The organism is Streptomyces sp. NPDC051677, from assembly GCF_044453465.1.
In the GTDB taxonomy this organism is placed as follows: domain Bacteria; phylum Actinomycetota; class Actinomycetes; order Streptomycetales; family Streptomycetaceae; genus Streptomyces.
In genome coordinates this window covers 1-11380 of the sequence record NZ_JBITCT010000113.1, presented here as the reverse complement: position 1 = coordinate 11380, position 11380 = coordinate 1, and the positions used below count along the sequence as shown (strand labels likewise).

Below are 11380 nucleotides of genomic sequence, written 5' to 3'. Positions count from 1 at the left end.
CCGGCGAGTACTTACTGGGTGGCGCCACTTCTTCCTCGTTTCCTTGTTCAGGCCAACCCTATTGGGTGCCTGTCCGGAAACTTCGTGGCCCCTCAGCGATCTGCTGGATCGTGAACAGTTGGCTCATGGCGGGCACGAACGCCGGCCAGGAGGTGGGCGTGTTGCCGAGATCGTCCTTGAAGTCGGGCGGCGTCTGCAGGTTGTAGATGTCGCCGGTGTAGTCGGAGGGGAAGAGGATGGTCGGTCCGAAGGTGGGGTCGTTGTACGCCGAGAGCGCCCCGTTGTAGGACGCCATGGCCTGCAGCTGCGCCCACTGCTCCTCGGTTCCGGTGGCGATGGTCTGCACCTCGGAGGCGGCCAGCGCCCGGTTGTGGACGCGGAAGTCCCGCATGCGGCCCTTGAAGTACTTCTCCGAGGTGTTCAGAGAGCGGCCGATGTAGTCCGCGGCCGTGACCCCGTTGCCGATGTCGGCCGGGGTGGTGGTCACGTTGGTGTTGCGGGCCTTCTCCACACCGTTCTCGTACAGGATGCCGGTGCTGCCCGTCTGCGTGTAAGTGACGTGCTTCCACATGCCGCGGGCCAGTTGGTACCACGTCGACTGCTTGGTATTCCGCTCGGCGGTGTTGTCGGAGTCGAGATCGAGGTCTTGAACTCGTTGCCGCTGGAGTACAGGTAGCCGTGGCCCCAGCCGCTGCGCCGGTCACCCTCCATCACGATGCCTGCGGCCTTGACAAGCATGCCGAAGTCGTCTGTGCCGGGTGCGGCGAACCGTTGCGAGCGGACGGTACCTCGATCATGGGGCCGGGGTACCCGGAGCGGCTCAAATCACGACCGGACGTTCAGTGCCGCTTAACAGGCTTGACAAGCTAAATCCAGTTAAGCAACTCTCTCGTTCAGACGCGCGGACGACAGCGAGGTCATCGGCAGGAGCGAGGTGGGCAGCGTCGACGAGCGCCTTGCCGTAGAAGCGCTGAAGACCGTCGCGGCGCTCCTGGCGTAGACGGTGAACAGACTGAATTTCCATCTCAAGGCCACAGCAGAAGGAGTGAACGGTGATCGAAGACACCCTGGTCGTCGAGGGCGTGGCACACGACTACAACTTCCTGCCGGAGAACTGTGTCGACCCTGTGTTGGGCCGAGCGATGGGCGAGCACCTGTACCAAATACACCAGAGGTTCGGCGGGCCGGGCTACGCCATCGAGAAGTCGCTCTACATGGACCACGGCGCGGGCGCCGAAGGCATCGGGCGTGCGATCCTGGCGGAGAGTCAGTCCGACGTCATCGTCTACCACGAGACACCGATCTACGGGCACTTCCACGACGGTCACTCCGCCCTGGCCGCCGGTCTTGCCATGCGGGAGCTCTGGCCGAACCGGGTACTCGTCTACGGAGCGGTGTCCCCGCTGCGGCCGGGCGCCGTGGACCGGGTCGACGAACTGGTCGACGAGCACCGGGTGAACGCGATCAAGCTGTACCCGAACGACATGGTCGAGGGCCGACTCACCTCCCTGGACATGAGTAATCCGGAGGTGTGCTTCCCGGTCTTCGAGCGGGCTCGTGAGCGCGGGCTGAAGGTCGTGGCGATCCACAAGGCACTCCCGGTGGGGCCCGGGCTGGCCCACTCACAGCGCATCGACGACATCGAGGGGGCCGCGGCGGCGTTTCCCGACCTGACCTTCGAGGTGGTGCACGGCGGGATGGCGTTCGTCGAGGAAACGGCGATGCTGATGGAGTGCGCCCCGAACGTCGTGGTCAACCTGGAGGTCACCACCGCCCTGGCGCGCGTCGCGCCGCGCCGGTTCGCTGAAGCGATCGGAGCCTTCCTCGGCGTATTCGGCGGAGCCCAGCGCATCATCTGGGGCACCGGAGTCATCGCGGTCCATCCGCGCCCGCTGATCGAGGCGTTCTGGAACCTCGAGACACCCCAGGACCTGGTCGAGGAACGCGGCGTGGAGCCGCTGACCAAGGAAGCAAAGAAGAACATCCTCGGCAGCAACTTCCTGCGGCTGCACGGCATCGACGAGGACAAGCTGCGAGCCACCATCGCCGGCGACGAGTTCGACACCACCGAATTGGCGGCGCCGTGGGGCGGCAGGGTCCAGCCCGAGTCGCACGAGGCGGCGTGATGAGTGACGTCACCCAGGCCCGGGTCCGGGATGTGCTCAACGGGATCACCGATCCGTGCAGCATCACCGCGGGTGTCCCGGCCGGCATGGACGACATGGGGCTGATCAGTGACATCCAGGTCCGCGACGACAGCGCGGGCGGTCAGCGGGTCAGTGTGAAGTTCGGGCTCACCGACCCGACCTGCATGCTGCTGGGCTCGTTCGCCAACGAGGCACGCGAGCGGCTCGCCGCCCTACCGGGGGTCACTGGTGTCGACGTCTCTCTGGACCACGACATGGAGTGGACCCCGGACATGCTCGCCCCGCACTACCGGCAGCGGCTCGCAGAGCACCGGGCCGTGCAACGCGCGAGGTTCCTGCCCTTGACGCCGGTGACGACGGGACGAGCTGGCGACCACTGAGGGAGGCCAATTGACCGTCCCGTCCCTCCGGCCCATCCGACGTAACGGCTGTGCGAGCGAGGTGTCCTTCGTCGCCGTACTCCAGGCCACCCGCGCCCTGCGCAGGGGCTTCGAGACCGCCATCTACTTCTACGGCCCCGGCTCCCTCAACTGCCTGGCCACCCGCGGCTTCCCGACGGTCGGCAACTCGGCCTTCCCCGGCGAGCACAACATCAACAACCAGCTCAAGACGTTCATCGCCGAGGGCGGCAAGGTCTACTGCTGCCGCTTCGGCCTCTCCCTGCACGGCGCCCGCGAGGAGGACCTCATCGAGGGCGTCATCCCCACCCACCCCCTCGACGTCCAGGACGCGCTGATCCACTACGCGCGCAAGGGCGCCGTCATCAACTCCTACCAGCTGTAGGGAGGCCACCATGAGCACCGGCACCGAAACGACGGTGGACGTGCGGATCACGCCCCGCGCCGAACTCGCCCTGCGCGGAGTGGCGTCGGACGCCCCCGTGCGCAGGCCCGACGCCCCCGTGCGCAGGCCCGACGGGGCCGGGCCCAGCGACGACGGACACGTCCTCGTCGACGGTGCCGGTGCCGCGCTCCCCCGCAACCCCCTACCACGTACGCGACGGCAGAGCGTGGCTCGGCGACGAGGACACCGGTCTCACCCTGACCGCCGTACGCCGTCCCCCAGTTCTACGACCTGAGCACCGCCGACGGCGTCCCGTACGAGCACATCGCCCGCCTGCACGGCACCGACGTGCTGGCCACCACCGTCGTGCAGACCTGCGTCCACTACGCCGAGGCCGACCGCTGCCGCTTCTGCACCATCGAGGAGTCCCTGCGCTCTGGCGCTCGGCCGGGGCGGCGACACGGCCTTCTTCCGGCCCGTCTCCCCGACGGTACGGCTGAGGGTTGTGCCGTTCCCCGACGGCACGCCCGGTGAAACGGTCGGCGCGCGCGTCTTGCGCTCCATCGCAACCCTCCGCACCGCCTTCGACCCGGCGCCCTATGACGTCGTCCACGCCCAGGACTGCATCAGCGCCAACGCGGTCGGCCGTTGCATCCGCACCGTTCACCACATCGACCACTTCACCACCCCCGAACTGGCCGCCTGCCACGAGCGGGCCATCATCGAGCCATACGCACACGTGTGCGTCTCGGCCGCGGTGGCCGCCGAACTCACCGACCGCTGGGGCGTCGAGGCCGCCGTCATCCCCAACGGGGTGGACTACGCCCGTTTCGCCGCCACCGACCGAGCGGCCCGAGCAGGCTGGCGGGCGCGTCTGGGTCGCTACGTCCTCTCGGTCGGCGGGATCGAAGCTCGCAAGGGCTCGCTGGAACTGCTGGAGGCGTACGCCCTGCTGCGCACCCGGCACCCGGCACCCGGACGTACGACTGGTGGTCGCAGGCGGCGATACCCTCTTCGACTACCTCGACTACCGCGACTACCGCACCCGCTGGGAAGAGCGGGCCGCCGAACTCGACGTGGCACCAGTCTTGCTGGGGACGGTGCCGGACCAGGAACTGCCCGCACTGGTCGCGGCCGCCGACGCCTTCGCCTTCCCCTCGCTCAAGGAGGGCTTCGGACTGGCCGTCATGGGGCACTGGCGGCGGGCGTACCGCTCGTCGTCCGCGAACTTCCGGTACTGCGTGAGGTGTTCGGGTCGTCCGCGCGCTTCGCCGCGACATCCGACGACCTGGCTCGTGAACTGGCCGGCGCGCTCACCGACGACGATCCGGCCCGACCAGCCGCCGGACAGGAACTCGCCGCACGCCATACCTGGGCGGAAGCGGCCCAGCGCCACGCGGACTTCTACCGCACGCTCGGCGCCGCCTGACCCTCCTCCTCGGTGCACACCATCGGGCAGCAGACCCGCCCACCGTCACCGCCTCTGGAAGGCCTGCGGTCCCCGCTGGGCCACACGGTCCGCGTCGAACACACGGCAGACGACAGCCGTTGACCCGCGTCGCCGCGGCCACCCCGGACGGCACGGCGGATGGGGTTGAGGTTCACATGCTGGTGGCACCGCCCTTACGCCTAGGCCCTCCGGCCCACCGGCGCCTGGGCCGGCTCCGCTGCTCTCCCCGGCTGGCGGCCCATGCCCGCGACAGGACATGACCATCGCAAAGATCCTCAAGTTCGCTACGCGGACATGTGATCCTACGGAGTCCGGCCGACCATCAGCCACCGAAGCGGTTGTCGTCGATGCCCAGGACCCGCATCTTGCGGTAAAGCGTCGAGCGCGCGATGCCGAGCCGCTCCGCGGCGGCCAGCTTGTTGCCGCCGGTGTCGGCGAGCGCCTGAAGAATCGTGTCGCGCTCGGCGCGTTCCAGCGCCGCCATGCGGTGGCGCGTGGGAGAGAACCGGTACTCGGGAGGGAGATGCACCTGCGAGATGTCCGAGCCCAACGACCGCATCAGCGCCGTGGTGAGCACGGCCTCCAACTCGCGTACGTTGCCCGGCCAGTCGAGACCCATCAGCGTCTGCAGGGCTCCGGGTTGCAGGCGTGGACACGACGGCCCCGGTGTGTGCCGGCGGATGAGCACCGGGGCGATGTCCGCGATGTCCTCCGTCCGGTACCGAAGAGGCGGCACCGTGACCGAGACGGGGAAGTGGTCCAGCAGGCGGGCGGAGGCACTCGCCTCACCCCGGCCGCGAGTAGTCGCGACGAGACACGCGCGGAAGGCGGCGGTGTCCTCCAGCAGGCCGCCCATGCGTGGCACCAGAGCGGTCGGCAAGCTGTCGATGTGACGCACCACCAGCGTACCCGTCATGGCCATGCCCGACTCCAGGCGTTCCAGCCAGGCATCCGGATCCTGCTGTGCGGTGAAGGCGTCCAGTACGGTCAACGTCTCGCCGCCCGCCTTCTGCTGGTGCACGTACTGAGCGAGGAAGAGTTTGCCGGTCCCGGGTTCACCGGACATGAGCACCGGCGGCCGCGAATCGACCACCGCATCGAGCTCTCGGCGTAGCCGGTCCCACGCCACGCTGCGCCCGGGCAACGTCGTGCTGACCGTCGATGGTGCGCGGGTGCCCGGACCGCGACGGACTCGCGGAGTCGGGACGCCGACGCAGACCGACGAACTCGGCCGGACCCGCATCTCCACCAGCACACCGGCCAGGTGCCCGCCTTCGACGACCTTTGTCGCCCTGGCCTGGACGACGATGTCTCGGGCCAGCCGGATCTCGCCGGTGCACTCGTCGCGCCCGGTGAGCATGCGCCGGGCCCAGTCCCACAGCAATGCCTGGTCCGAAGCATCGAGCAGTTTGGAAGCCGCGGTGTTGCTGATGATGAAGTTCTCGTTGAGCGACACAACGGCGGAGTGCGTCTTGCGGGACATGCCGAGGAAGTGTTCCAGCAGCAACCGCTCCCTCAGGGAGGCATCCGCGTACATCCGGGACTCGATCTCTCGCACAGCGGAGAGCACGAGCGGTTTCATCAAGACGTTGGTGTCGTCGAACCGGCAGGTCACGTCGAGCACGCCTTCCACCGTCCTGCTGACAGGATGGACGAGGGGCGAGCCGATGCAGGTGAACTCCTGCAGGTTGTCACGGAAGTGTTCGCTGCCCTGGACCATGAACGGCCTGCGCTCCTCGAGGGCGCTTCCGATGCCGTTGGTCCCCGTGTACTCCTCGGCATAGCGGAAACCCGGCGCGACCTGTGCCCGGTCCAGGGCGTTGAACAGCTCCCTGCCGCCGGCCCTCCGGCCGAGGATCTGCGCCTCGGAGTCGGCGAGGATGATCGCCGCGGGTCCGCCGAGCAGCTGCTCGGCGAGGCGGTCGAGCACCGGTGCCGCGGCCCGGATCAGTCGGCTGGGGCGGTCGAACTCGGGGTTGTAGGGCACCTCGACGCCGCTCGGGGCCACGCCGACCAGGTGGGACCTGCGCCAGGAGGAGACGATGTCCGCGCGGACATGAGCGATGTCCTGATGATCTTCGCCCGGTTGGGCATGGAGCGTCGAGGGATCGCCGAGCATCCGCTCGCGCTCCTGGCGGAGGGCGATGACTGTCGCTTCGCTGTGTGCCACGGGGATACCTCGCCATCGTTCACGGCGTTTGCCCTGCATCATCGATGTGAACGCAAGGTAACGGCTCCGTCGCCGCCGAACTGTCTCAATATAGGACACGTGGACTTGGTCACTCCCGGGCAAGCGGGGAACTGGGTAGCTTCCACGCCATCACCAGGCGGCCTTCCGTCCCAGCGAGCGACTCCCACAGGTCTCCCGGCTATGCGAGCACGTAGGACCGCGTGGCCCGTCTTCCCGACGCCCGCGGACGTGTTCGGAACGGACTGGATCGGACGAGGCGTCTGGAACAGCCGACGTATGCAGCCACAGGCCGCGCCTGTTGTGGACGGCACCTTGAGCAGCCGGTGGCGCCCGCTGCCCATTCCTGGTGGCGTAGCGATTTGGGACAGCCAGCATCCCTTCGGACGGCCAACAGTGGTTCCTGCCGGACCCCCATACCGGGACTGCCCGGCATGCATCCGTAGGGCGACCGGCTGCGCAGAGAGGTGAGGGCAGAGATGGTGCAACGGGAGAACAGAGTGGTGGCCGAGGGCTTCACCTACCTCGAAGGGCCGCGCTGGCACGAAGGCCGGCTGTGGTTCGTGGACTTTTACACCCATACGGTCAATGCGTTGAACTCCGACGGCAGTGTGGAGCAGATCGCGGTCGTGCCACAGCAGCCGTCCGGGCTGGGCTGGCTGCCCGACGGGCGAATGCTCGTGGTGTCGATGAAGGACCGCAAGGTCCTGCGACAGGAATCCGACGGCACCCTCGTCGAGCACGCCGACATCTGGCAGCACTGCGGCGGCCACGCCAACGACATGGTGGTCGCGACGAACGGGCAGGCCTACGTGGGGAACTTCGGCTTCGACCTCATGGGCGGCGCCGACCACCAAGACGCGACTATCGTCCTGGTCAACCCCGACGGCACCTCACAGGTAGTGGCGGACGGCCTGGCGTTCCCCAACGGTATGGTGATCACACCGGACGACAGAACCCTCCTGGTCAACGAGCTCTTCGGCAACAGGGTCTCCGCGTTCGACATCCGCGAGGACGGCACGCTCGGCCCCCGGCGGGACTGGGCGTCATTCGGCGATCTCGGTGACGAACCCAGCGTCGAGAGGCGCCTTGCGGCTGCGACGATCGTCCCGGACGGCCTGACGATGGACACCGAGGGGGCGGTGTGGATCGCCGACTGCGTGAACCAGAGGGCAGCGCGCATCGCCGAGGGCGGCAAGATCCTCGATGAGGTGAGTACGTCGCCGGACGGTGTGTTCGCGGTCGCTCTCGGCGGCGAGGATGGCAGGACCCTGTTCCTGTGCGCTGCACCGGACTTCGACGAGACCGCGCGTACCAATGCGCGCGAGGCCAGGATGCTCGCCGTTGAGGTCGACGTGCCTCACGCAGGAACTCCCTGACATGCTCTCGACTCGATTCACGGAGACGCTCGGGGTTCTTACCGCGCTCACCCAGCCGACGCCGGACGCACTTGCTCAGGAGATCGGGTACTGCCGTGAGATGACCGACCGACCGTTCGGCGTCAACCTCACGGTCCTGCCGACAGTGACCCCGGTGCCCCCTGCTGCCGCACGTCGCGTGAAGATCCCGTTGATCGCCAGCGGTGGCTTCGCCACGGGTTCCGGCCTCGTGGCGGCGCTCGCCCTGGGAGCGTCGGCCATCAATATGGGGACGCGCTTCGTGGCCGGCGAGGAACCCCCGGTCCATCGCAATGTCAAAGACCGAATCGTGGCACGGTCCCAGCGACCTCGACGAGGCCGAGCAGCTCATCGGCCTGCGCCTTCCCCGGTTGCTCACTGAGGGGGTGTGACAAGTGGCCTCGAAGGAACTGTCCACGCTCCGTCATGATCTCGACGACGGGATCCTTACCGTCACCCTCGATCGCCCCGAACAGCTCAACGCATTCACCGTGGTCATGGCGGACGAACTCGAGGCGACCTTCGTCGAGGTGAACGACCAGGACGACGTGCGTGCAGTAATCGTCACCGGTGCGGGGCGTGCCTTCTGCGCCGGAATGGACCTTGGCGTGGAAGGCAACGTCTTCGGACTCGACGAAAGTCTGGAGCCCAGGCTTGCCGACATGCACGATCTCGATGATCCGGCGATCGCCCGGGTCCGCGACACCGGCGGACGCGTTGCTCTGGCCATCCACACGTGCCGCAAGCCGGTGATCGCTGCCATCAACGGTCCCGCTGTGGGAATCGGAGCCACGATGACCCTGGCCATGGATGCCAGGCTGATGTCCACCACGGCCCGATTCGGCCTGGTGTTCGGCCGCTTGGGTATCACCCCCGAAGCGGCATCGACTTGGTTCCTGCCACGCATCGTCGGAATGGCTACGGCTCTGGATCTCGTGCTGTCCGCCGAGATCCTCGATGCCGCGACAGCCGTGGAGAAGAGGCTGGCGCGGTCAGTGCACGATCCGGGCGAGTTGACCGACGCCGCACACGCTCTCGCGCATCACTGGACCCGAGGCCGTTCCGCCGTGGCCACGGCGCTGACGCGTCAGATGATGTACCGGAATTCTGCGAGCCCGGATCCGGCCGACGCTCACCGGGTCGAATCGCTGTCGATGTTTTACACCAGCATCGCTGACGGCGCTGAAGGCGTGGGCGCGTTCCGTGACAAACGCAGTCCGCGGTTCAACGGCACCGCATCCAGGGACTTGCCGCCCTTCTTCGACGAATGGGTGGCGGACGCCGGCAGCGACAGGCACGAGCACTAGCAACTAGCAACCTGTCTTCACGCCATGACCTGCGGGTCGGAACGAATCGGTGAATCGAATTCGGACAGTTTCACCTGTTCTGGCGCACCTACGTTCCGTGCTCAGACCACCTCAGAGGTAACCCACTCTCCACAGAGGAGTGCACATGAGCGCAACCACATCTGAGCCGTCAACGATGCCCGACGCCGAGTCGCCGTCGGCCGAGACGGAGGTTCTCGACGTTCTGGTCGTCGGCGGCGGTTTCTCCGGTCTGTATCAGCTCGACCGCCTGCGTGATCTCGGCTTCAAGACCAAGGTCTGGGACGCGGCCGGCGACCTGGGCGGCATCTGGTGGTGGAACTGCTACCCGGGTGCCCGTACTGACAGCACCGGGCAGATCTACCAGTTCTCGTACAAGGACCTCTGGAAGGAGTTCGGCTTCTCCGAGCTCTACCCGGACTACGCGGGCGTCCGTGAGTACTTCGAGTACGTCGACGCCAAGCTCGGTCTGAAGAAGGACATCGAGTTCAACACCTTCGTCGACAAGGCCGAGTGGGACGAGGACACACTGCAGTGGACGGTCCGATCGTCGGACGGGAAGCAGCAGAGGGCCCGCAATGTCATCGTGGCGACCGGATTCGGCGCCAAGCCGCTCTACCCCACGATCGAGGGCCTCAAGAGCTTCCGAGGCGAGTGTCACCACACCGCCCGCTGGCCTCAAGGCGGCCTGGACATGACCGGGAAGAAGGTCGTCGTGATCGGCACAGGCGCCAGCGGCGTGCAGGTGATCCAGGAGGCTGCGGCCGTGGCCGACCGACTCACAGTGTTCCAGCGCACGCCGAACCTCGCTCTGCCCATGGGCCAGCGCAAGCTGACCTCCGAGGACAACGAGGCCCTCCGGCAGAACCTTCCCGAACGGTTCCGCACCCGCTACGAGGCGTTCGCAGGCTTCGACTTCGACTTCATCCCGCAGAACGCGACCGAGGTCTCCGACGAGGAGCGTCTCGCGACCTACGAGCGGATGTGGCAGGAGGGCGGGTTCCCGCTGTGGCTCGGGAACTACCAGGACATTCTCGCGGACGAGGCGGCCAGCCGCACGTTCTACGACTTCTGGCGGGCCAAGGTGCACGCGCGCGTCAAGGACCCCGAGACCGCCGAGCTCCTGGCTCCGGCCACCCCGCCGCATCCGTTCGGCGTCAAGCGGCCCGCCCTTGAGCAGAACTACTTCGACGTCTTCAACGAGGACCACGTCCGCCTGATCGACAGCAACACCGAGCCGATCCTGCGCGTGGTGCCCGAGGGCGTAGAGACCCCCCGCGGCATGATCGAGTGCGACATCCTGGTCCTGGCGACCGGGTTCGACAACAACCGCGGCGGCATCATGGCCATCGACATCGTCGGCGAGGACGGGCAACGGCTGCAGGAGAAGTGGGACAGCCGGGTGGACACCTTCATGGGACTGTCGACCGAGGGATTTCCCAACATGCTGTTCCTCTACGGTCCCCAAAGTCCTTCGGGCTTCTGCAACGGGCCGACTTCGGCCGAGTACCAGGGCGAGATCGTCGTGGAACTCCTCGACCACGTTCGCGAGAAGGGCCTCAGCCGGTTCGAGTCCACCCGGGAAGCCGAGGAGGCATGGACCGCCCACGTCAACGAGCTGTTCAAGGGATCGCTGTTCACGAAGGCACGCTCCTGGTACTGGGGAGCGAACGTGCCGGGTAAGCCGGCCCAGATGCTCAACTACTCCGGCGGCGTGCCCGCGTACTTCTCCAAGTGGGATGAAGTCAAGGCAGCCGGATATGACGGGTTCGAGTTCAACTAGGTAATCGGTTCCCGCCCGGGGCCGCGGCTGAGCCGGGGCCCCGGGACAGGCCGGTCGGTGTGGTGGTCGTGCTGGAGCGTGCACGGCGGCTGACAGCGAGGAGTCGCTGAAGAGCCGAGACCATGACACCGGCCGGCCGCTGCCGTTCCAAGGCAACACTCCGACACTGACGACAGCATCGTGCAACGCGGTCGCGGGACAGAGCGAACCGACGGTTCGTCAGCGGAACGCGGGCAGTCCGGTCAGGGCCTGGCCGAGGGAGAGGGCGTGCATTTCCTCGGTGCCCTCGTAGGTGAGCACGGTTTCG

At 67.2% G+C, this 11380-nt stretch carries 11 protein-coding genes and 2 pseudogenes; 10 read left to right on the top strand and 3 right to left on the bottom strand.

Features of this window, described 5'->3' with window-relative positions:
* Positions 1–58: 58 nt before the first annotated feature.
* A complete protein-coding gene (locus ACIBAF_RS48555) occupies positions 59–688 on the bottom strand; it encodes a LamG-like jellyroll fold domain-containing protein (RefSeq protein WP_399473157.1) in 630 nt (209 codons plus the stop codon).
* 364 nt (positions 689–1052) lie between these two features.
* Here ACIBAF_RS48555 and ACIBAF_RS48550 point away from each other — a divergent pair, with 364 nt between their 5' ends.
* From ACIBAF_RS48550 to ACIBAF_RS48535, 4 genes are read left to right on the top strand one after another with little or no spacing between them, the layout of a single operon-like run.
* Positions 1053–2126: an amidohydrolase family protein gene (locus ACIBAF_RS48550; protein ID WP_399473153.1), complete on the top strand. Its 1074-nt coding sequence runs from the start codon at positions 1053–1055 to the stop codon at positions 2124–2126.
* On the top strand, positions 2126–2527 hold the full coding sequence (locus ACIBAF_RS48545) for a metal-sulfur cluster assembly factor (RefSeq protein WP_399473151.1): 402 nt from the start codon (positions 2126–2128) through the stop codon (positions 2525–2527). Before ACIBAF_RS48550 ends, ACIBAF_RS48545 begins: the two co-directional genes overlap by 1 nt.
* Positions 2528–2537: 10 nt before the next feature.
* Positions 2538–2930, top strand: coding sequence for an MSMEG_0572/Sll0783 family nitrogen starvation response protein (locus ACIBAF_RS48540; protein ID WP_399473149.1), 393 nt, complete (start codon positions 2538–2540; stop codon positions 2928–2930).
* Between the two features lie 10 nt (positions 2931–2940).
* Entirely contained in the window at positions 2941–3225 is a 285-nt protein-coding gene (locus ACIBAF_RS48535) for a hypothetical protein (RefSeq protein ID WP_399473147.1), read from the top strand.
* Here the strand turns inward: ACIBAF_RS48535 and ACIBAF_RS48530 are convergent.
* Positions 3183–3494: a hypothetical protein gene (locus ACIBAF_RS48530; RefSeq protein WP_399473159.1), complete on the bottom strand. Its 312-nt coding sequence runs from the start codon at positions 3492–3494 to the stop codon at positions 3183–3185. The genes ACIBAF_RS48535 and ACIBAF_RS48530 overlap by 43 nt on opposite strands.
* On the opposite strand from ACIBAF_RS48530, the pseudogene ACIBAF_RS48525 reads away from it, so the two are divergent.
* Positions 3436–3699 (top strand): annotated as a pseudogene (locus tag ACIBAF_RS48525) (MSMEG_0565 family glycosyltransferase); the annotation flags it as partial. The gene ACIBAF_RS48530 and the pseudogene ACIBAF_RS48525 sit on opposite strands and share 59 nt — an antisense overlap.
* 220 nt (positions 3700–3919) lie before the next feature.
* The gene (locus tag ACIBAF_RS48520) at positions 3920–4528 is read left to right on the top strand and encodes a hypothetical protein (RefSeq protein ID WP_399473155.1); all 609 of its coding nucleotides are present in this window, start codon (positions 3920–3922) and stop codon (positions 4526–4528) included.
* A 174-nt stretch (positions 4529–4702) separates the two neighbouring features.
* On the opposite strand, the gene ACIBAF_RS48515 is transcribed toward ACIBAF_RS48520, so the two are convergent.
* On the bottom strand, positions 4703–6673 hold the full coding sequence (locus tag ACIBAF_RS48515; RefSeq protein WP_399473145.1) for a sigma-54-dependent Fis family transcriptional regulator: 1971 nt from the start codon (positions 6671–6673) through the stop codon (positions 4703–4705).
* Between the two features lie 398 nt (positions 6674–7071).
* Here ACIBAF_RS48515 and ACIBAF_RS48510 point away from each other — a divergent pair, with 398 nt between their 5' ends.
* The 4 genes and pseudogenes from ACIBAF_RS48510 (at position 7072) to ACIBAF_RS48495 (ending at position 11073) form a co-directional block, all read left to right on the top strand.
* A complete protein-coding gene (locus tag ACIBAF_RS48510) occupies positions 7072–7947 on the top strand; it encodes an SMP-30/gluconolactonase/LRE family protein (RefSeq protein ID WP_399473143.1) in 876 nt (291 codons plus the stop codon).
* Positions 7829–8221, top strand: a pseudogene (locus ACIBAF_RS48505) (nitronate monooxygenase); the annotation flags it as partial. The gene ACIBAF_RS48510 and the pseudogene ACIBAF_RS48505, both read left to right, overlap by 119 nt.
* A gap of 139 nt (positions 8222–8360) precedes the next feature.
* Positions 8361–9272, top strand: coding sequence for a crotonase/enoyl-CoA hydratase family protein (locus ACIBAF_RS48500; RefSeq protein ID WP_399473141.1), 912 nt, complete (start codon positions 8361–8363; stop codon positions 9270–9272).
* Positions 9273–9417: 145 nt separating this feature from the next.
* A complete protein-coding gene (locus tag ACIBAF_RS48495; RefSeq protein WP_399473139.1) occupies positions 9418–11073 on the top strand; it encodes a flavin-containing monooxygenase in 1656 nt (551 codons plus the stop codon).
* Positions 11074–11380: the final 307 nt, after the last annotated feature.